Below are 19,804 nucleotides of genomic sequence, written 5' to 3'. Positions count from 1 at the left end.
TTCGAGCGGCTCCTGAATACGTGCGAACGACACGCGACGGGGACCAGCGGGTACGGCGGAGGCGTTGCGCGAGGCTGCCAACAGATGTCCTTCCGAGGGCTCGCGGCGGACTGACTACACGCACGCCAGACGACCATGCATCGGAGCACCAAAAGAAGCGGGTCGTCAAAGGGCAGCGCAAAGGGGCAGTGTAGCCGAACGGCATACACCTGTCCAGTTCACCCTCGCTGCGCTCTCCACGTTGGTCGCAGCATCGCCCGTCAGAGCCGAAACGTCAAGCCCGTGAGCCGACATTTCAGCCAAGGAACAGCCGAGCCGCTGGGAGTTTTCCCATCGTGTGACCTGCGCAACCACCAGCCCCAAGACGATACCCGCGCCTCGGGGAGGCTAACGCCTCGCCCTACGAAGCTTCGAGCGCCAGACGCACACACGACCGACGATCGACGCTGCGATGAACGATGTACCCGGCCACAAACCAGCTCTAAACGCAGACTTTGATAACAATTGAATGAAGCGCCACGCCAACCTAGTGGGGCGGCGGGTTTCCCAGCAGGGTGGACAGCTCAGAGACGAGCCAGTGGGAGTCCTGCCTGACCATGACCAACCGGGCCCTGTTCTGCCTGATCTGGCGCCGGGGCTGCTTGTCCCCCGGCATGGTCCGCACGGTGCTCATGTTCACGAACAGCAGGACCTCGACCCGGTCGGCGCGCGCCGACTCGACCCCGGCCCCGGCCACCGTCGCCTGCTGGACGGCGCGCTCCTTCCTGGCCGTCGGCACCAGGCTCGTGGTGAGCTGCCGGTAGTACTGGCTGAGGTTTCCCGTGGTGTATCCCCGAGCCCGTGCGAAATCCTGTTCGATAGTACGGTAGTCGTACGACAGCATGTCGGCGGCGACGGAGCGGGCGGTCGCGAGCGCCTCCCGTCCGGCGGCCTCGTCCGAACGCAGTCGGCTCAGGTCCGCGAACATGATCCACACCACCGCGGCGAGCGAGAGCGCGACGGCGGTCATCACCCCGACCAGGAGGAGGGAGACGCGGGTCACAGGACCAGCTCCGTCTTCGAGACGAGCCAGGCGGTCCCGATCTTGGTCACTTCCATGTTCCACTGGTAGAACCGCTCCTGCGGGGGCTGTTTGCTACCCTCCCAGCGAATGACGGCGTCCCCGACGACCATCACTCTGGCGACGTTCCCCTTCATCGAGACGAGCCCGGAGGCACGGAGCGCGCCCGTCTGGAGAACCTTGTTCCTGAGCGTCGTCTCTTTGAGCGTCGTGACGTTCCTGGCGTACTCCGCCTTCGCCGCGCCGGTTGACGTGTCCAAGATGCGTTTGATGTCGGAGTCCACGGTCCGGTGACCGACCGAGAGCAGATCCAGGGCGTGTGATCCCGCCGCCCGTATCGCGGCCTCCCGGTCGTCGGCCTCCGCCTGGGCCTGCGCAAGCGCCGAGCGCAGCCAGAACGCCGCGCCGAGCAACGCCACGATCAACAGGGCCAGCACCAACCCGGCGACTCTCAGCGGGCGAGCCCGCCGAGCAGTGTTCACCGCCATGCGCTCTCTCCCATCGCGGGTCCGTCGGAACACGGACCGGTGATCACGTGGCGCCGGCCGTTCAGGCCGAAAGCTCCCCGATCGCCGGATCATAACCCGCCAAACGGATCGTCATGGAGGGCTTTGCCCACCTCCCCAGGAGCCGCCCTCTCATAACAGGAAAAAAATATCCCTGCCAAGGCCGCTGATCTCGTGGCCCTCTCCATCCCGAACCACCGATCTCGTGGCCCAGGCGCCCAGACGCCACCGATAAACGACCTTCGGGCTCACGCGGGGAAATGCCGCCCGGTGCCCCGCCGTACAGCCCGGCGAGCTCTTCGGGTCGCATCCCAAACCCATTTCAGAGCATTTAATGGCGATTTAGTGAACAAACCGCCCATAAAGCCATAAATCATGAGAAGTTCGCCGCAGGAGAAGCCGGCCGAAGGCATGAGAGCGTCGTACGGACGCCCCTCGCCGAGGCCTTCACCCAACCTCAGGCGGGCTCTGACACGTCCCTGACGGGCCTCTGACGGGCCGGGAAAGCAGAAAGAGCGGGCCACCGGCACCAGGTGGACCCGCTCTTTCTGTTGAGTCTCGTCGAGCTCTCCTACGAGGCCTTCAGGCCAGGTGGGACTACTTGACGGTGACGGTGGCGCCGGCGCCCTCGAGGGCAGCCTTGGCCTTCTCCGCCTGCTCCTTGTTGACCTTGCCGTCGAAGACGGGCTTGGGGGCGCCGTCAACGAGGTCCTTGGCCTCCTTGAGGCCCAGGCTCGTCAGGGCGCGGATCTCCTTGATGACCTGGATCTTCTTGTCGCCGGCAGCCTCGAGGATGACGTCGAACTCGTCCTGCTCCTCGGCCTCCTCGGCCGGAGCGGCGCCACCGGCGGCCGGGGCGGCGGCCACGGCGACGGGGGCGGCGGCCTTGACGTCGAAGGCGTCCTCGAAGAGCTTCACGAAGTCGGCCAGCTCAAGGAGGGTCATCTCCTTGAACGACTCGAGCAGCTCGTCAGCGGTGAGCTTCGCCATGATGATTCCTCCGTATGGATCTAAAAACTGAGAATTCGGGACCGCGGTATATATGCGCTAATCCCCTGAGTCCGCCAGCGCGGACCTACTCGCCCGCCTCTTCGCGCTTGGCGCGCAGAGCCTCGACGAGCTGAGCCATGTTGGTGGGCAGCGCGTTGAAGACGGCGGCGGCGTGGGCCTGCTTCGCCTTCATGGCACCGGCCAGCTTCGCGAGGAGGACCTCGCGCGACTCAAGGTCGGCAAGCTTGCTGATCTCGGCCGGGTTCATCGACTTGCCGTCGACGACACCGCCCTTGATGACCAGGAGGGGATTGGCCTTGGCGAAGTCACGCAGACTCTTGGCGGCCTCGACCACGTCGCCCTCGACGAACGCGATCGCCGACGGACCCGCGAGCAGGTCGTCGAGCTCGCTGATCCCGGCCTGGTTGGCCGCGATCTTGGTCAGCGTGTTCTTCACCACGGCGAACTTCGCATGCTCACCGAGAGAGACGCGCAGCTGCTTGAGCTGAGCGACGGTGAGACCGCGGTATTCGGTCAGAACGGCAGCGTTGGAGCCTTCGAAGCTGCTCCGCAGCTCGGCTACAGCCGTTGCCTTTTCCGCCTTCGCCATGGGCCTCCTTCCAGATGTTGCCACCGGCAAGGGGCCACAGACGTGAACAAGCCCCGGGCGCAGGCGCACGGGGCTCACATGAGGAGGTCAGTCCAAATGGAAACTCACATCACACCTGCGCTGGTCGTCCACGAAGTGGAACCTTGGGTCGTCGAACCATGAGGCCTGACGACAACCGGCGGTCTTCGGCGTTGACAGCATACGCCCTGGCGGGAGGAACGCCAAACCGGGCTCCGCTCGGGAAGGAATCCAGGAAAACACGACGGCCCGCCTCCCCCGGTGCGATGGGAGAGGCGGGCCGTACATGGGTCTCGTGGTCCCCCGGACGGGGTTCCACGAGCCGTTCCCAGCGGGCCCTCAGTGGCCGCTCGGGACGGGGTTCTTCGGCAGGTCGCCCACCTGCTCGGCGGGCGGGGCCGCGATCGTCACGGGCTCGTTGAAGCCCTTGAAGAGCGCGGTCAGGTTGAACGACTCACCGTTCTTCGAGCCGCTGAGCGTGACCTTGCGGGGCAGGCTCTGGCCGTCGGCCCACAGGTCGAACTTCACGTCCTTGACCGACGAGAGTCGCTCCTTGAGCGGCTCCTGCTTGGCCGGGTCGAGCACCTGGGCGGCCTCGGCCACCGGGAAGGTGCCGCTGTAGTGGGTCGTCTCGGTCCCGCCGACCGTCTCGGTGCCCACGGCCTTGACGTCCTTGGACGCGGTGAGCAGCTTGACCGTCGCGGCGAGGTCGAACTGCCTGGCCTGCTCCAGGAAGCTCCTTACGCCCTTCTGGCCCTCGGCGTCGATGTCGGAGATCGAGGCCTTGAGCCAGGGCTTGTCCGCCCCCGCGAACCTGGCGAGCAGCTGCGACTTCAGGTAGACCGTGTCACCGGTGAAGATCGCCCTGGCTCCGCCGGGGACGTTCTGCCCGTCGAAGTTGATCGTGTCCAGCGTGATGTCGGTCGCCAGCTGAGGCTGGCTCTGGTAGACCACGCTGCCCTGGATCTTGCCCGCGCCCCTGTCTCCGCCTGTGGCGTCAAGGACGAGGTCCGCGGAGTACGAGGTGACCTCCCCGGCCCTCTGCGCGCTCTGCTGAACCGCCTCGGCGGCGGCCAGTTTGACGTTTCCGAGGGTTCCGGTGCTCTGCGCACCGCATCCCGTGACCGCGATCAGAGCGGCCGCTCCCAGTGTCAGTGCGGGAGCCAATCGGCGCATTGGTCTTCACTCCTTCGTGTCCCCCGATGGACTTGTTTATGACCATACGCCGGGCAATCCCGACACGCTTCCTCCATAGGAACGAAGAAAGGCCTCAACCGAATGGCCATTCGGTTGAGGCCTTTCCGAGAAGGCGTCTGCTAGCGGACGTCTCAGGCGTCGAGCTCGGCGGTCAGCGCCCGCGTCACGTTCGGGTCGACCGGGATGCCGGGGCCCATGGACGTGGAGAAGGTGACCTTCTTCAGGTAACGGCCCTTGGCGGCGGACGGCTTCAGACGCAGCACCTCTTCGAGGGCGGCGGCGTAGTTCTCGACCAGCTGACGCTCGCCGAAGGACACCTTGCCGATGATGAAGTGCAGGTTCGCGTGCCGGTCGACACGGAACTCGATCTTGCCGCCCTTGATGTCGGTGACGGCCTTGCCGACGGCCGGGGTGACGGTGCCGGTCTTGGGGTTGGGCATGAGGCCACGGGGACCGAGCACGCGGCCGAGACGGCCGACCTTGCCCATGAGGTCGGGGGTCGCGACGACGGCGTCGAAGTCGAGACGGCCCTTGGCGACCTCGTCGATCAGCTCGTCGGCACCGACGATGTCGGCGCCCGCGGCGCGGGCCTCCTCGGCACGGTCACCGGTCGCGAAGACCAGGACCCGGGCGGTCTTACCGGTGCCGTGCGGGAGGTTGACGGTGCCGCGCACCATCTGGTCGGCCTTACGGGGGTCGACGCCCAGTCGCAGCGCGACCTCGACGGTCGCGTCGAACTTGGTGACGCTGGTCCCCTTGGCGAGCTTCGCCGCCGCGGCCGGGCTGTAGAGGTTCTCGCCGTCGACCTGTGCGGCCGCCGCGCGGAATGCCTTGCTGCGCTTCACTTGCTCACTCCTGTGAATCCGAGTGTCCGTGGTGCGGGCCAGCGCCTGGCCCTTCCACTCACTTCGATGTCCTGGTGACGGACACGACCACCGTCGCGTTCCGCCGTTTTCCGATCCGTCGCCGGATCACCGGCTCGGGACCGAGTCGCCTGTCGTCAGTCGGCGATCGTGATGCCCATCGACCGGGCGGTGCCGGCGATGATCTTCTCGGCCGCCTCGATGTCGTTGGCGTTGAGGTCCTGCATCTTGGTCTCGGCGATCTGGCGCAGCTGCTCCTTGGTGAGCTTGCCGACCTTGTCCTTCTGCGGGACGGCCGAGCCCTTCGCCACACCGGCGGCCTTCTTGATCAGCTCAGGCGCCGGGGGCGTCTTCGTGACGAAGGTGAAGGAGCGGTCCTCGAAGATGGTGATCTCAACGGGGATGATGTTGCCGCGCTGGGCTTCGGTGGCAGCGTTGTACTGCTTGACGAAGTCCATGATGTTGACGCCGTGCGGACCGAGGGCGGTACCGACCGGCGGAGCGGGCGTGGCCTGGCCAGCGGGGAGCTGGACCTTGACCAGTGCCGCGATCTTCTTCTTAGGAGGCATGGTTCTTCTCCGGGTCCTAATCGGGGTGATGCGGCTCCCACGCAGACACGGGGAGCATGTCGGAAGGCCGTGCTTCGCGAGACACGGCCACCGAACGTCTTAGTTTATGTGATCGGTCAGATCTTCGAGACCTGGTTGAACGAGAGCTCAACCGGGGTCTCGCGACCGAAGATCGACACGAGGACCTTGAGCTTCTGCGACTCGGCGCTGATCTCGCTGACCGTGGCGGGCAGGGTCGCGAAGGGGCCGTCCATGACCGTGACGGACTCGCCGACCTCGAAGTCGACGGTCGCGGCCGTGGCCTTGACGGTCGACTTCTTGACCTCTTCCGAGGGCTCGGGAGCCAGCAGCTTGGCCACCTCGTCCAGGCTCAGCGGGCTGGGCTTGTTCGACAGACCGACGAAGCCGGTCACACCGGGCGTGTTGCGCACCGCGGACCAGGACTCGTCGGTGAGCTCCATCCGGACCAGCACGTAGCCGGGCAGCACCCGCTCCTTGACCAGCTGACGCTTGCCGCTCTTCACCTCGGTCACGTGGTGCGTCGGCACCTCGACCTGGAAGATGTAGTCCTCCATGTTGAGGGACTGCGTGCGGGTCTCGATGTTCGACTTCACGCGGTTCTCGTAACCGGCGTAGGAGTGGATGACGTACCACTCGCCGTACTGGCCGCGCAGATGGCGCTTGAACTCCTCGACCGGGTCGACATCGGGCAGGACGTCGCCGTCCTCGTCGACCTCACCGGTCTGCCCGGCCTCTTCTGCCTCGTCCTCGTCGACGTCGGCCGTGACCTCGTCGGTCTCGGTGTCGGCGTCGAGCGAGTCCTCCGCGACGTCGACGACCTGCTCCGGCTCGTCAGTCCGCTCTTCGCGGGACTCGCCGGCCGGCTGTGGAGACTCGGACACGGTGGCTCATTCTCTTTCGTCGATGGGCTGATGAAATTACGGGGGGCGATCCGCCGGGGTCCGGCCTCAGGCTCCGCCGAAGATCCGCAGCACACCTTCGGTGAGCAACGCGTCGAGTCCGGACACGACCCCGACCATGATCAGAACGAAGACCATGACAATCGTGGTGTACGAGAGAAGCTCTTTGCGCGTAGGCCAGATGACCTTGCGTAGTTCAGCGATGATCTGCCGATAGAAGAGGGCGGGAGAAGTGCGCTTGGCCTTCTTCTCACCGCTCGGCTTGTCTGCGGTTTCGCCGCGCGTGTCGATCGCCACAGTCCTCACCTGCTTCGTCGAGTCCAACGCATGTCTGCGGCGCGCTAGACGCCCTGATGCGCGGACCGCTCCTCGCAGGGCACGAGGGACTCGAACCCCCAACCGCCGGTTTTGGAGACCGGTGCGCTACCAATTGCGCTAGTGCCCTAAGACATGAACCACCATACATCGGTTGGACCGAAGTTTGTCCGTGGCTCACGGGTCCCGACCGCCGAGTTCGTGCACGCGGCGGTTAGGAACATGCGGGAGTCTACGTGGGAATGGCCCCCACGTCGAACCGGCAGGTGATCGACCCCTCGCCTCCCCCTGATCTCCCACGTCACAGCCCTTCCCCTTCCGTACGGCCCGCCGTACGGAAAAACCGGCGGGAGGCGGGGGGCGCCTCACAGATCTGTAACCATGGAAGGCATGACCCGTCCTCGCATCTCAGCGCGCATCTCCGCGATCTCCGAGTCCGCCACACTCGCCGTGGACGCCAAGGCCAAGGCCATGAAGGCGGCGGGCCGCCCGGTCATCGGCTTCGGCGCGGGCGAGCCGGACTTCCCGACTCCCGACTACATCGTCGAGGCCGCCGTCGAGGCCTGCCGCAACCCCAGGTTCCACAAGTACACCCCGGCCGGGGGCCTGCCCGAGCTGAAGCAGGCCATCGCGGACAAGACGCTGCGCGACTCCGGCTACCAGGTCGACGCGGCCCAGGTGCTGATCACCAACGGTGGCAAGCAGGCCGTCTACGAGGCCTTCGCCACGCTCCTCGACCCGGGTGACGAGGTTCTGGTCGTCGCCCCCTACTGGACGACCTATCCCGAGGCCATCAAGCTCGCGGGCGGTGTCCAGGTGGACGTGGTGACCGACGAGACCACCGGTTACCTCGCGAGCGTCGAGCAGTTCGAGGCGGCCCGCACCGAGCGCACCAAGGCCCTGCTGTTCGTCTCCCCGTCCAACCCGACGGGCGCGGTCTACTCGCCCGAGCAGGTCGAGGCGATCGGCCGCTGGGCGGCCGAGCACGGGCTGTGGGTGGTCACCGACGAGATCTACGAGCACCTCACCTACGGCGGCGCGACGTTCGCGAGCATCGCGACCGTCGTCCCCGAGCTGGGTGACCGGGTCGTCGTGCTGAACGGCGTCGCCAAGACCTACGCCATGACCGGCTGGCGGGTCGGCTGGCTGATCGGCCCGAAGGACGTCGTCAAGGCCGCGACCAACCTGCAGTCGCACGCCACCTCCAACGTCTCGAACGTGGCCCAGGCCGCCGCCCTGGCCGCCGTGTCCGGCGACCTGTCGGCCGTGGCGAAGATGCGCGAGGCCTTCGACCGCCGCCGCCAGACCATGGTCCGCATGCTCAACGAGATCCCGGGCGTGCTCTGCCCCGAGCCCAGGGGCGCCTTCTACGCCTACCCGTCGGTCAAGGAGCTGCTGGGCAAGGACTTCGGTGGCAGGCGTCCCGAGACGTCCGCCCAGCTGGCCGAGCTCATCCTTGAGGAGGCCGAGGTCGCCCTCGTCCCCGGCGAGGCCTTCGGCACCCCCGGCTACTTCCGGCTCTCCTACGCGCTCGGCGACGAGGACCTCGTCGAGGGCGTGAGCCGGGTGGCCAAGTTCCTCGGCCAGGTCGGCTGAGGCCCACCTGAGACCCGTCTGAGGTCCACCGCCGGGCGGCGCGTGTACGGCGCCGCCCGGCGGCCCGCCCTCCGGCTCCGTGGGAGCGGGTTCGGCGTGTGGCACCGTGCGGTGCCCGGCATACGGCACCATATGGAAATGCCACGCCCGCTCACCGACCTGCCAAAGGCCCACCTCCACCTGCACTTCACCGGCTCGATGCGGCACACGACCCTGATCGAGCTCGCCCGTGAGCAGGGTCTGCACCTGCCGGACGCGCTTGAGCAGGACTGGCCGCCCCGGCTGCGGGCGACCGACGAGCGGGGCTGGTTCCGTTTCCAGCGGCTCTACGACATCGCGCGGGCGGTGCTGCGGCGGGAGTCCGACGTCTACCGGCTGCTGCGGGAGGCCGCGGAGGACGAGGTCGCCGAGGGGTCTCGCTGGCTGGAGATCCAGGTCGACCCCTCGGGATACGCCCACCGGTTCGGCGGTCTCACCCCCACCCTTGAGCTGATGCTCGACGCGGCGCGCCAAGCCTCGGCGCACGCGGGCATCGGAGTGGCGCTCGTGGTCGCCGCCAACCGCACGAAGCACCCCCTGGACGCCAAGACGCTCGCCAGGCTCGCCACGCACCACATGGACCAGGGCGTCGTCGGTTTCGGGCTGTCCAACGACGAGCGCAGGGGCCGGGCCCGTGACTTCGACGGGGCCTTCAGGCTGGCCAGGCGGGCCGGATTGCTGGCCGTACCGCACGGTGGGGAGCTGATGGGGGCGGCCAGTGTGGCCGAGTGCCTCGACGAGCTCGGCGCCGACCGGGTCGGGCACGGCGTGCGGGCGGCCGAGTCGCCACGGCTGATGGAGCGGCTGGCTGACCGGCAGGTCACGTGTGAGGTCTGCCCGACCTCCAACGTCGGCCTCGGGGTTGCCGAACGGCCGCAGGACGTGCCGCTGCGGCGGCTGTTCGAGGCGGGGGTGCCCATCGCGCTCGGCGCCGACGACCCGCTGCTGTTCGGCGCCAGGCTGCTGCCCCAGTACGAGCTGGCCAGGCAGGTGTACGGCTTCCGCGACGCGGAGCTGGCCGAGCTGGCCCGGCAGTCGATCAGAGCCTCCGCCGCCCCCGAGAGCGTCCGCAAGGAGATCCTCAGGGAGATCGACGAGTGGTTGTCCTCCCCCGACCCCGAGGGTGTCTAGGGCTCTTTGAGGGCCAGGCTGGTGGCGGCGTCGAGGGGCAGGCCCTCGACGGGGAGGACCTCCGGGACGGCGATCGAGGCCAGCAGCGGCGGGCGCAGGTGCTCGCCGCCGAGCGCCGTCCAGGCGTCGCGGGCCGCGGCCAGCAGCTCCAGGCCCTCCTGCGACCGTCGTTCGGCGACGGCGAGCGCGCCGAGCAGTTCGACCCCGGCGGCCTGCGCCGTACGGTCGTCGAACAGGCGGGCGGTGCGCAGGGCCTCGCGGGCGTGCTCCCCGGCGGCGGTGAGGTCTCCGCGCAGATAGTCGGCGTGGGCGCGCAGGTGGCACAGGTGGGAGCGGGTCCACAGGTCCTCGTAGGTCTCGCAGAGGTCGAGTCCCTCGACGAGGACGCCGACGGCCGCCTCGACGTCGCCCAGCGTCAGCAGGCAGGCGGCCACCACGGCGTAGCCGGGCAGCAGGCCGGGGAAGGCGCGTCCCGCCGAGTGGTGGCGGTCGCGGGCGGCCCTGATGCCGAGCACGGCGCGGGTCGCCTGCCCCCGCTGGGCGGCGACCTGGGCGGCCAGCTGGGTCACGTAGGCGCCCGCGTGGCCGCCGGGGTCGGCCTCGCGGCACTCGGAGAGCCGCTCCTCGGCTCCGAGCAGGTCTCCCTGGAGGCTGGCGACCCAGGCGCAGACCCACAGCGCCCTGGTCCGCGCCGGTCCACGCCGAGGGTCCGTGGCCAGGGCGCGGTCGAGATAGTCGCGCCCCTCGGCGTGCATCCCGCAGCACACCCACAGGATCCACAGCGCTCCGGCCAGTTCGAGACCGGTCCCCGCCTCAAGGCCCGTCTCCAGTGCCTGGGCGAGGTTGGCCGCCTCGACGCGGAGCCTGTGGTGCCAGCGCACCTGGCGGCGTGGCCACTCGCGTTCGGCGTTGCGGGCCAGGGCCAGGTAGAAGTCGTGGTGGCGCAGCCGTACCTCCTCCTGCTGGCCGAGCAGGGCCAGCCAGCCCGCGCCGAACTCGCGGGTGGCGCCGGGCATCAGGAAGCGGACTCCGGCGTGGGTCTCCCTGCGCAGCAGCACGGACTTGTCGACCAGGCCGGTGACCACGTCGATCATGTCCTGGGCGCGCAGCGTCTCATCCCGGCAGACGTAGGTCGCCGCCTCCAGGTCGAACTCGCCGGGGAAGACCGAGACGCGCGCCCAGAACAGTCGTTCCCGCTCGGTGCACAGCTGGTGGCTCCACCCGATGCAGGTGGCCAGCGCCCGGTGCCTTGAGGGGCCCTGCCGTTCCTCGTCGACGAGCAGGGCCAGGTGCTCGCCCAGGTTCGCGACGAAGTCCGCGACGGGCATCGTGCGCAGCCGTACGGCGGCCAGTTCGATCGCCAGCGGCAGACCGTCCAGCCTGTCGCACACCTCGGTGAGGCTCTCGCGCGTCCCGGCGGGCCAGGTGTCGCCGAGACCGGTGAGCAGGGCGTAGGCGTCCGGGGCGGGGAGGCCGGCCAGCACCCGCAGGTGCTCGCCGGGGACGGCCAGCGACTGGCGGCTGATCGCCAGGATGCGGAGTTCGGGGTCGGTGGCGAGCAGTTCGCCGACCAGGGAGGCGACCTCGTCGACCAGCGCCTCGCAGGTGTCGAGCACGAGCAGGGACCCGGCCGAGACGGCCAGGGCCTCGGTGACGGCGGGGGCCAGCGCCTGTGGCCCGCCGACCTCGGCGACCTCCGCGACGTCGACGACCGCGGGCTCGGGGACGAGTGTCCTGGCGAGTTCGAGGCCGAGCCTGGTCTTGCCGACACCGCCCGCCCCCGACAGGGTGACGAGCCGTACCCGCTCGAAAAGGGCTGTGATCTCCGCGACCTCGCCCTGCCTACCGACGAATGCACTCATTCCGCAGTCTCCTCGCGGCGTGGGCATTCATGCTAAAGGTGACCGAAGCCGTCTGTGTCCCGGATGCGGGCGACAGTGGTGTCGATGTCCATGGCCATTCCCCTGGCGAACGCGCGTTCGTAGGCGAGGTCGCCGAGCAACGCCCTGGCCCGGCGTTCCGTGCGTGCCCTGGACGTCGCGTACGGCGAGGCGTCGGGGGTGGGAAGGCCCGCGGTCGTCCACATCCGGGCGGCCGCGCCGAGCAGGCGGGCGGCTCTGCGCCCGTCACCGCGCGCCACGGCGGTCGCGGCGAGCTGGTCGGTGGCCGCGGCCACGCCGAGCGGGTCGCGCAGGCACCACTTGGCGTCGAGCGCCGCGCGGGCGTAGGCCTCGGCCGCCTCGATCTCTCCCCTGCCGAGTTCGGCGAGCGAGCGCACGTGGTCGCCGTGGGAACGGGCCCACAGTTCGCCCCGTTCGGCGCACCTGGCCCACTGGCGCACGAGGACCTCGACGGCCGGGCCGAACTCCCCCCTGAGGCTGTGCGCCATCGCCAGCGTCGTCTCGGCGACGGGGAGACCGATGTGGGCGGCCCGTTCCGGGGCGGCCTGCTCGAACAGCCCGGCGGCCTGGGCGGCCAGGCGCGCGGCCCCGTCGAGGTCGCCGAGGGCGAGCGCGGTCGCCGCCGCCCCCTGCCTGGCGCATCCGGCGGCGGCGAGGTCGCCCTCGGCCGTGGCCGCCGCGTACGCCTCGGCGGCCCTGCGTCTGGCCTCCGAGGTGTCGCCCGCGGCCAGCGCCGCCCATGAGCACACCCACAGGGCCTTGGTGCGGGCCGGGCCGGGGGTGATCTCCCGGTTGAGCAGCCGGTCCAGGTGCCGGTGCCCGAGGCCGGCCCTGCCGAGGCAGCACCAGACGAACCAGAGCGAGGTGGCCAGGTCGAAGCCCTCGTCGCGGGCCAGCGCGGCCTCCAGGTCCGGCATCGCCCGCCTGGCCCAGGCCGCCCAGCGGGCCTGGCGCGGGCCGTACCACTCGGCCTCCGCCCTGCGCGCCCCGGCCAGGAAGTGGTCGTGGTGGCGGGCGAGAACGGTCTCCTCCTCGCCCAGCAGCCGCAGCCACTGCCTTCCGTAGTCGCGGATCGTGCCGAGCATCCGGTAGCGCGGGCCACCGGCGACGTCGGCGACCAGGATCGACCGGTCGGCGAGCCCGGACAGCGCGAGCGTGGCCAGTCGGCCGTCGGCGCACACAGCCCACGCGTCGTCGGCGTCGAACCAGCCCTCGAAGACCGAGAGGCGGGCCCACAGCAGGCGTTCCCCCGGGCCGCACAGCTCGTGGCTGAGGCCGACCGCGGTGCGCATGCTCCGGTGCCGCCCGAGCGGGGCGCGGCTGCCACCCTCCAGCAGGGCGAAGCGGTCGCCGAGCCGCTCGGTGAGCTGTGGCACGGACAGCGCCCGCAGCCGCCGTACGGCCAGCTCGATGGCGAGCGGGATGCCGTCGAGGCCGCGGCAGAGCCGGGCCACCTCGTGGGGGTCGAGGGCGGCGCCGGGCACCAGGGCCCTGGCCCGCTCGGTGAACAGCCGGACGGCGTCGCAGGTCGCGGCCTCGGCCCCCTCGGGTACGGCGAACGGCTCGACGGGCATCAGCCGTTCCCCGGCGAGCCCCAGAGGACCGCGGCCGGTGGCCAGCACCCGGATGTGCGGCGCCCGTGCCAGGACCTGGCGCAGCAGTTCCGCGCACGCCTCTGCGAGGTGGTCGCAGTCGTCGAGGACCAGCAGCAGCCGCCGGTCGGCGAGGAAGTCGGCGAGGACCTCCGCCTGGGGCCGCACGGCCTGCTCCGGCAGGCCGAGCGCGGCGGCGACGGCGTGGCCGACCAGGGCGCCGTTCTGCTCGGCGGACAGCGCGACGACCCACACCCCGTCGGGGAAGTCCCCGCGGAGCGTGGTCGCGGCCCTGAGCGCGAGCCTGGACTTGCCGACCCCGGCGACCCCGGTGAGGGTCACCAGAGGAGAGTGGCCGATCAGTGCGGCGAGTTCGCCGAGCTCCGCCTCCCGTCCTACGAGGTCACCCGTCTCCGCCGGCACGTTGTCCCGGCGCGTGCGCGTCTCCTCCACCGATTCCTCGCCCCTCCGCGTTAGATGGCCAGCCAACCATGGGAGCGCGGCCATCCCGGCCTGACGGAGGACCCGCGGTTGTCCGTTCTTCTCCCGGGGCGCATATCTCACGCCGACGCGCAGGTCAGCGGCCTCTTGTCGAAGTCCTCCGGGGTGGGATTCCTCCTCCGGGCCCTTCCCTGTTTCGTCGGTGTCCGGTGTCTCCCCGGCCGTCACGAAGGGGTTCCCAGGGACGTCATGGGGGCGTTTCCGGAGTCGCCGCGGGGGAAGCGACACTAGACTCTTGCTGTTTCCCGGCCGTGGACGCCCTCCAAGTCGTGGGCGACGCGGCTCCCCGATGAGTGAGCTGGACGGAACCGCATGTCTGGGTATGACCGCGTAGTGCAACCGGCGGCCGGTGACGAGGCCCTGGAGAACCACCTGGGTGGGGACGAGGCCAGGAACTACCGGCAGTACGAGCTCGACATGGTCGCCCCGCACGTGGGGAAGTCCATGCTGGAGATCGGTTCGGGCCTCGGGCACTTCGCCGAGTCGTTCCTGCCCCGCCTGGACAGGCTGGTGGTCAGTGACTTCGACCCCTACTGCGTCGAGCAGCTCAACAAGCGCTTCGCCGAGCGCGACGACGTGGACGTGCTGCAGTTCGGCCTGCCGACCGACATCCCGATCGGTGAGAAGGTCGACACGGTCGTGATGATGAACGTCCTCGAACACATCGAGGAGGACGTCGAGGCGCTGCGCTCCCTGGCGAAGGTCACCGCGCCCGGCGGTCGGATCGTCATCTGGGTGCCGGGCTACATGCAGCTCTACGGAGACTTCGACCGCAAGGTCGGCCACGTCACCCGCTACACCCCCGCGACCCTGCGCAGCACGGTCTCCAAGGCGGGCCTGGACATCGACGTGCTCAAGCCGATCAACTTCCTGGGCGGCATCGCCTGGTGGGTGGCGGTCCGCCGGGGCGGTGTCGGCTACCCCGACCCGCGTCTGGTCAAGATCTACGACCGTACGGTCGTCCCGGCGACCCGGTTCATCGAGCGTTTCGTGCGTCCGCCGTTCGGTCAGACCGTCTTCTGCGTGGCCCGCGTCCCCCGGTAGAAAACCCGTTGCACCGTACGGCGGGCCCGCCGTACGGTGGTCCGCATGTGGATCAACTCCTAGAAAGCAGGCGTTGACCGGCCGTCGCCGGTCCGCCCGCGCTCAGCTCTCTGGCCCCGTTCGTCTGACGCGGCAGCTGAGGTTCCGGCACGGCACAGACCGCGTCGTCATGATCTTCCAAGGAGTCCATATGCGAATTCGCGTTGCCAAAAAGCAGCAGACCGTCACGCCTCGTACCCCGCTGCCCGAGCGGGCCCCGGCGCCCAGGCGGGTGCCGATGCCGCCCGTTCCCGCCCGGCCCACCCGGCAGCCGCGCCGGATTCCCGGCCGGGGCGGTCGCTGACGGCCGGCCGGAGGCGGTGTCCACCCTGTTCCGGGTGGGCACCGCCGGGTCTCAGCCGTCGAGGCGTTCGATGACGGTGACGTTGGCCTGGCCGCCGCCCTCGCACATCGTCTGCAGGCCGTACCGGCCGCCGGTCCGCTCCAGCTCGTGCAGGAGTTTGGTCATCAGGATCGCCCCGGTCGCCCCGAGGGGGTGCCCCAGGGCGATCGCGCCGCCGTTGGGGTTGACCCGCTCCGGGTCGGCGCCGATCTCCTTGAGCCAGGCCAGCGGCACCGGGGCGAAGGCCTCGTTGACCTCGAAGACGTCGATGTCGTCCACCGTGAGCCCGGCCCTGGCCAGGGCCTTCCTGGTCGCCGGGATGGGCGCGGTCAGCATGTGGACCGGGTCGTCGCCGGTGAGCGCCAGGGTGACGACGCGGGCCCTGGGGGTCAGGCCGTGCTCGCGGAGCGCCCGTTCCGAGGCGACCAGCAGGGCGCCGGAGCCGTCGGAGATCTGCGAGGAGGTCGCGGCGGTGATCCGGCCGCCCTCCCGCAGGGTCTTGAGGCCCGCCATCTTCTCCCGGGTGGTGTCGGCGCGGGGGCCCTCGTCGTTCTCGACGCCCGCGACGGGGACGATCTGGTCGCGGAAGCGGCCCTCCGCGACGGCTTCGAGCGCGCGCCGGTGGCTCTCGCAGGCGAAGCGCTCCAGTTCCTCGCGGCTCAGGTCCCACTTCTCGCACATCAGCTCGGCCCCGCGGAACTGGGAGATCTCCTGCCTGCCGTACCGCTCGGCCCAGCCCTCGCCGAACGGCGAGGGCAGGCCCTTCTCCAGGGCGGCGGTGACGGGGGAGCCCATCGGTACGACGCTCATGGACTCGACCCCGGCGGCGACCACGAGGTCCTGGGTGCCGGAGAGCACGCCCTGGGCGGCGAAGTGCAGCGCCTGCTGGGAGGATCCGCACTGCCGGTCGACGGTCACCCCGGCCACGCCCTCCGGCAGCCCGGCCGACAGCCAGGCGGTGCGCGCGATGTCCATGCTCTGCGGGCCGAACTGCATGACGCAGCCCATGATCACGTCTTCGATCGCGGACGGATCGACGCCGGTGCGCTCGACGAGCGCCCTGAGCGTGTGGGCCGCCAGGTCCGCGGGGTGGACGGTGGACAGCCCTCCTTGCTTCCTGCCGACCGGGGTGCGGACCGCCCCGACGATGTACGCCTCTGCCACGGTGCCTCCTGCTCACAGAACCGAGCATTGTTCGGTTACCAGCAGGTTACCTCGGTCGGCGTGGCGGTGGTCAGGACCGCTTGAGGACGACGTAGCCATCCCTGTCGAACACCTTGGTGTAGCCCGTGCGCAACGCCTCGTCCACCCGCTGCTGCTGCACCTCGGGACCCCCGAAGGGGAAGGTCCAGCGCGTCACGTCGGCCACGATCCACGGCGCGCCGTACGCCTGCGGACCCCACAGCAGCACCGTCGTCCTGGCGCTGAGCGCGGGACCGACGTTGTTGGCCGCCTCGACCACCACCCCGTCGGGGACCGTGGCCACGGCCTCGCGCGCCGCCGCGACGGACGGCTCCTCGGTGAAGAAGGACGACTCGACGAGGTTGCCCAGGGCGAAGCGCGGCACCAGGGTGAGCCCGATCACGCAGACCGCGAAGGCCCAGTGCCCGGCCAGCGCCCGCGACCGCTCGGGGAAGCGCCCGCGCAGCCGCCCGGAGAGCCGGTGGACACCGTCCACGGCGGCGCAGACGAGGATGGCCGCGAGGAAGGCGTTGTACTGGAAGTCGGTCCCCCACCACTGCGGCCGGTCGGCCAGGAACCGTTCGACCAGCAGCGGGACGGCGACCAGGACCAGCGGGGACAGCAGCGCGGTCAGCAGCATCGGCCACAGCAGGAAGGCCATGGTGTCCACCTTGACCTCGGGGCTGACCATCTGCCACAGCGTGCCGAACGGGTCACGGACGATGGACAGCGCCACCTCGCCGAGGGTCGCGCCGCGGCTGCCGTACGCCCAGTGGAAGCCCTCGCCGCCCGAGCCGATCATCGGCATCACCACGCCGCGGATGAGCAGCAGCGCGCCGCCGCCCATCAGGACGAGGGCCGTCCCCTCAAGCCTGCGTCTGATCAGGAACAGGTAGACCCCGAACCCGGCGACCAGCAGGCCCATGTCCTCCTTGACCAGCAGGATGCCGATGGCGGCGAGGACGGCGTAGCGGGTCCTGCCCGCGTCCGCCCGCTCGATCATGATCGCGCTGAGCAGCGGGACGAACGCCACCTCGTGGAAGTCGAACCCGGCGGCCTGCGCGACCGGCCAGGAGACCAGGTAGGCGACCGCGACCAGGTGCGCGGGGACCGGGCCGAGACGGCGGCTCGTGTAGTGCCAGACGGGGACGGCGGCCAGCGAGAGCAGCGCCGCCTGCGCGACGATGAGGGTCCGCGGGTCGTCGTACACCCAGTACAGCGGGGCCAGGACGGCCAGGATCGGCGAGAAGTGGTCGGCCGGCTGGACGAAGTCCATGCCCTGGTTGTAGAACATGCCGACCGAGGGGGCGACCGGCGGCCCGAAACTCGCGTACCCGCGCACCGCCTGGTCGAAGATGACCAGGTCGAAGATGCTCGCCTTGAACGCCGAGAACTTGACCAGCCCGAGCACGCTGTAGGCCGCGGTGGCCAGGGCGACGAGCGCGCCGAGCGTCAGACCGTGTCGCCGCTCGCGCAGGAACGCCGGGACGTCGCGTGCCTTGTCCGTCCTGTCGACCGGCTCCTCGGCGGTCGCGGTCACCGCGCTCATGCTCTGCGGGTGCTCGTCATCGTCGCGTAGGCGATGACGTTGTCGGTGTAGTGGCCGGTCGTGTGGTTGTAGGTACCGCCACAGGTGATCACATGAAGCCGGGGTATCGGCGAGTCGCCGTATACGCGCTGTGTCGGGAACACCGTCTTGTCCGCCTGTTCGAGTCCGTCTACCGTGAAAACCGCGATGATGCCGTCCTGCCGCCGGACTTCGATCTCGTCGCCGTTCCTGATCTCGGCCAGGCGGCTGAAGACCGCGCTTCCCGAGCGCGTGTCCTTGTGCCCGAGCATGATCGCGGGACCGGCCTCGCCCGCCGTCGGCCCCGAACGGTACCAGCCGACCAGGTTCGGATTGCCGACCGACGGCACCTCGATCGCGCCTTTTTTGTCGAGTCCGACCGAGGTGATCGGCGCGTTGATGTTCAGCCGCTTGATGACCAGGCGCAGCGGGGTCGAGGGCTGCATCGCGGGGGCGGGAGGCAGGCGCGGTTCGGGCGGCGGCGCGGTCGGATCGGCCCTGAAGTAGGGGTCGGCGGGCGCGGTGGCGTTGACCGCGCTGCGGGGCGGCAGCGTCGTGCGCTGCTCGGCCAGGCCGTACTCGTCCGGGGAGACCGCCATCATCAGCAGGCCGACCAGCACCGTGACCACCCCGGCCGCCCCGGCGAGGATGAGCACCGAGCGCAGGATCCTGCCGCCCCCGGCCCGGTCGCCGTACGGCTCCTCGTACTCCGGGTAGGGGTAGTACCCCTGGTCGTACGGCTGTGCGGGGTGCTCCGAAGGCCAGCCTTCCGGTGGCGGGGTGGTCATGCGGCGCCCCGGTCAGCCCCGGGTCGCCGTACGGCGCCGCAGCATCAACCCGCCGATCCCCGCCGCCAAGATCATCGCTGTCCCGCCGAGGACGAACATCCTGGCGTCGGGACCGGCGTCCCCTCCCCCGCCCGTCGAGGCGCCGCCACCGGGGGTCTCGGCGACATGCCCGGACTTCCTGGGCTTGGGGGGCTTGGCGGTCTTGGTCTGGGTGATGGTCACGACCGGCTCGGGAGTGGGCGTGTCGGCCGGAGTGGTCGTCGTCGTCGGGGTGGTGGTCGCGGTCGTGGTCGGCGTGGTGGTGGCCGCGCCGGTCGGCTTGACGGTGACCAGCAGCGCGGCGGCGGTCGCCTCCGCCGGGGTGGCGACCAGGCAGTCGTAGATGAGGGTCTCCGTCCCGGTGCCCGCGGCCGCCTGGTGGCTGACGGAGAAGGCGTCCGGCCGGACCGTGACGACCCCGGCCGCGGTCGGGACCACGGTGACCAGCACGGTGGGCAGCGGGGGCAGCACTCCGTTGACGGCCACGACCCCGGGCGTCGTCGTGGCCAGGACCGAGTGGATGTCCCCCGTGGTTGTCGGCACGGGCCCGGAGATCGACGTGTCCGCCTCGATCACGATCCGGTCCCCCGCGGCGATGGCCACCGGGGCGACCAGGTTCGGCGGCGCGGGGGGCTGACCGGCCTTCCAGGTCACCACGACGGTCGCGCTCGGAGTGGGGGTCGTGAGGGGGCCCGACAGGTCCATCTGCATCTTGTAGGTGCCGGCGGTGCCGGTACCCGAGGCCGCGGTGCACGTGTAGGTGACCGGCTTGGCCACCGCCGTCATCGAGGCGATCGCGGGAACCGCGCCGAGGAGGATGCCCGCGCCGACCACTCCGGCTGCCGTCTTCGCCGCGACGCGACGACGCGTCTTGGACCTCAGCACAGTTACTCTCCGTTTCGGCACAGCTGACCGCTTTGGCGCGGTTGCCCACGATTCCAGGCGATGGTCACAGTCCGGCATAGATCCTATGAACACAAGTAGAGAGATGCAC

At 70.0% G+C, this 19,804-nt stretch carries 19 protein-coding genes and 1 tRNA gene; 4 read left to right on the top strand and 16 right to left on the bottom strand.

All coding sequences use genetic code 11. The features are described 5' to 3' along the window. Positions 1-526: 526 nt before the first annotated feature. From ABT340_RS32770 to ABT340_RS32725, 10 genes are all read right to left on the bottom strand, one after another. Entirely contained in the window at positions 527-1,042 is a 516-nt protein-coding gene (locus ABT340_RS32770) for an Rv1363c family protein (protein WP_352014744.1), read from the bottom strand. Then, entirely contained in the window at positions 1,039-1,497 is a 459-nt protein-coding gene (locus tag ABT340_RS32765) for an Rv1363c family protein (RefSeq protein ID WP_502992559.1), read from the bottom strand. The genes ABT340_RS32770 and ABT340_RS32765 overlap by 4 nt, the downstream gene beginning before the upstream one ends. A gap of 666 nt (positions 1,498-2,163) precedes the next feature. Further along, positions 2,164-2,556: a 50S ribosomal protein L7/L12 gene (gene rplL / locus ABT340_RS32760; RefSeq protein ID WP_352014742.1), complete on the bottom strand. Its 393-nt coding sequence runs from the start codon at positions 2,554-2,556 to the stop codon at positions 2,164-2,166. A gap of 85 nt (positions 2,557-2,641) precedes the next feature. Beyond that, positions 2,642-3,166 (bottom strand): 50S ribosomal protein L10, encoded by a 525-nt coding sequence (gene rplJ, locus ABT340_RS32755; RefSeq protein ID WP_352014741.1) that lies wholly within the window; start codon positions 3,164-3,166, stop codon positions 2,642-2,644. Between the two features lie 357 nt (positions 3,167-3,523). Then, a complete protein-coding gene (locus ABT340_RS32750) occupies positions 3,524-4,360 on the bottom strand; it encodes an SCO4651 family lipoprotein (RefSeq protein ID WP_352014740.1) in 837 nt (278 codons plus the stop codon). Between the two features lie 152 nt (positions 4,361-4,512). Beyond that, positions 4,513-5,226, bottom strand: coding sequence for a 50S ribosomal protein L1 (gene rplA, locus ABT340_RS32745; protein WP_352014739.1), 714 nt, complete (start codon positions 5,224-5,226; stop codon positions 4,513-4,515). Positions 5,227-5,381: 155 nt separating this feature from the next. After that, the gene (rplK, locus tag ABT340_RS32740; RefSeq protein ID WP_184712590.1) at positions 5,382-5,813 is read right to left on the bottom strand and encodes a 50S ribosomal protein L11; all 432 of its coding nucleotides are present in this window, start codon (positions 5,811-5,813) and stop codon (positions 5,382-5,384) included. Positions 5,814-5,929: 116 nt separating this feature from the next. Continuing rightward, positions 5,930-6,715, bottom strand: coding sequence for a transcription termination/antitermination protein NusG (gene nusG, locus ABT340_RS32735; protein WP_352014738.1), 786 nt, complete (start codon positions 6,713-6,715; stop codon positions 5,930-5,932). 66 nt (positions 6,716-6,781) lie between these two features. Next, complete coding sequence (secE, locus tag ABT340_RS32730) at positions 6,782-7,030, bottom strand: preprotein translocase subunit SecE (protein WP_352014737.1); 249 nt, start codon at positions 7,028-7,030, stop codon at positions 6,782-6,784. A gap of 75 nt (positions 7,031-7,105) precedes the next feature. After that, positions 7,106-7,178 (bottom strand) — tRNA-Trp (locus ABT340_RS32725). A 260-nt stretch (positions 7,179-7,438) separates the two neighbouring features. On the opposite strand from ABT340_RS32725, the gene ABT340_RS32720 reads away from it, so the two are divergent. Both ABT340_RS32720 and ABT340_RS32715 read left to right on the top strand, forming a co-directional pair. Further along, positions 7,439-8,644, top strand: coding sequence for a pyridoxal phosphate-dependent aminotransferase (locus ABT340_RS32720; protein WP_352014736.1), 1,206 nt, complete (start codon positions 7,439-7,441; stop codon positions 8,642-8,644). Positions 8,645-8,782: 138 nt separating this feature from the next. Further along, positions 8,783-9,814: an adenosine deaminase gene (locus ABT340_RS32715; protein WP_352014735.1), complete on the top strand. Its 1,032-nt coding sequence runs from the start codon at positions 8,783-8,785 to the stop codon at positions 9,812-9,814. Here ABT340_RS32715 and ABT340_RS32710 read toward each other — a convergent pair. Next, the gene (locus ABT340_RS32710; RefSeq protein WP_352014734.1) at positions 9,811-11,676 is read right to left on the bottom strand and encodes an ATP-binding protein; all 1,866 of its coding nucleotides are present in this window, start codon (positions 11,674-11,676) and stop codon (positions 9,811-9,813) included. The genes ABT340_RS32715 and ABT340_RS32710 overlap by 4 nt on opposite strands. A gap of 32 nt (positions 11,677-11,708) precedes the next feature. Continuing rightward, entirely contained in the window at positions 11,709-13,760 is a 2,052-nt protein-coding gene (locus tag ABT340_RS32705) for an ATP-binding protein (protein ID WP_352014733.1), read from the bottom strand. 360 nt (positions 13,761-14,120) lie between these two features. Here ABT340_RS32705 and ABT340_RS32700 point away from each other — a divergent pair, with 360 nt between their 5' ends. Both ABT340_RS32700 and ABT340_RS32695 read left to right on the top strand, forming a co-directional pair. After that, positions 14,121-14,852, top strand: a complete 732-nt coding sequence (locus ABT340_RS32700; protein ID WP_352014732.1) for a class I SAM-dependent methyltransferase — start codon at positions 14,121-14,123, stop codon at positions 14,850-14,852. 190 nt (positions 14,853-15,042) lie between these two features. Continuing rightward, entirely contained in the window at positions 15,043-15,195 is a 153-nt protein-coding gene (locus ABT340_RS32695; RefSeq protein WP_352014731.1) for a hypothetical protein, read from the top strand. Between the two features lie 51 nt (positions 15,196-15,246). Here the strand turns inward: ABT340_RS32695 and ABT340_RS32690 are convergent, their stop codons facing one another. From ABT340_RS32690 to ABT340_RS32675, 4 genes are all read right to left on the bottom strand, one after another. Beyond that, positions 15,247-16,398, bottom strand: a complete 1,152-nt coding sequence (locus ABT340_RS32690; RefSeq protein ID WP_352014730.1) for an acetyl-CoA C-acetyltransferase — start codon at positions 16,396-16,398, stop codon at positions 15,247-15,249. A 70-nt stretch (positions 16,399-16,468) separates the two neighbouring features. Then, a complete protein-coding gene (locus ABT340_RS32685) occupies positions 16,469-17,965 on the bottom strand; it encodes a DUF2079 domain-containing protein (RefSeq protein WP_352014729.1) in 1,497 nt (498 codons plus the stop codon). Next, the gene (locus ABT340_RS32680; protein WP_352014728.1) at positions 17,962-18,771 is read right to left on the bottom strand and encodes a class F sortase; all 810 of its coding nucleotides are present in this window, start codon (positions 18,769-18,771) and stop codon (positions 17,962-17,964) included. The genes ABT340_RS32685 and ABT340_RS32680 overlap by 4 nt, the downstream gene beginning before the upstream one ends. A gap of 12 nt (positions 18,772-18,783) precedes the next feature. Beyond that, positions 18,784-19,695, bottom strand: coding sequence for a hypothetical protein (locus tag ABT340_RS32675; protein WP_352014727.1), 912 nt, complete (start codon positions 19,693-19,695; stop codon positions 18,784-18,786). Positions 19,696-19,804: the final 109 nt, after the last annotated feature.

This window comes from Streptosporangium sp. NPDC000239, from assembly GCF_040300765.1.
Lineage (GTDB): Bacteria > Actinomycetota > Actinomycetes > Streptosporangiales > Streptosporangiaceae > Streptosporangium.
Note: the sequence above shows the minus strand (reverse complement) of the source record. Positions and strands in the feature narration are given on the sequence as shown.